Below are 222 nucleotides of genomic sequence, written 5' to 3'. Positions count from 1 at the left end.
AATTCAAAAGCCGCTGCTTCGGCGGAAGGTCTGCGGTGCGTAAGGCGCTGTATATGGCCACCGTAGTGGCGATGCGGTTCGAACCGTTTATTCGGGATTTCTATCAGCGCCTGCTGTCCAAGGGTAAGCCGTATAAGGTTGCCGTTACGGCGTGTATGCGCAAACTGCTGACGATATTGAATGCCCGGATGCGTGATTATTTTGCCGAAAACGGTACCACCG

At 53.6% G+C, this 222-nt stretch carries 1 pseudogene; it reads left to right on the top strand.

Annotated elements, in window-relative coordinates:
- Positions 1-222, top strand: a pseudogene (locus ACLD9W_RS12695) (IS110 family transposase); the annotation flags it as partial.

The sequence above is a fragment of the Neisseria sp. WLZKY-1 genome (genome assembly GCF_046546535.1).
Classification (GTDB): Bacteria; Pseudomonadota; Gammaproteobacteria; order Burkholderiales; family Neisseriaceae; genus Neisseria.
This window is presented reverse-complemented; position numbering and strand designations above follow the sequence as displayed.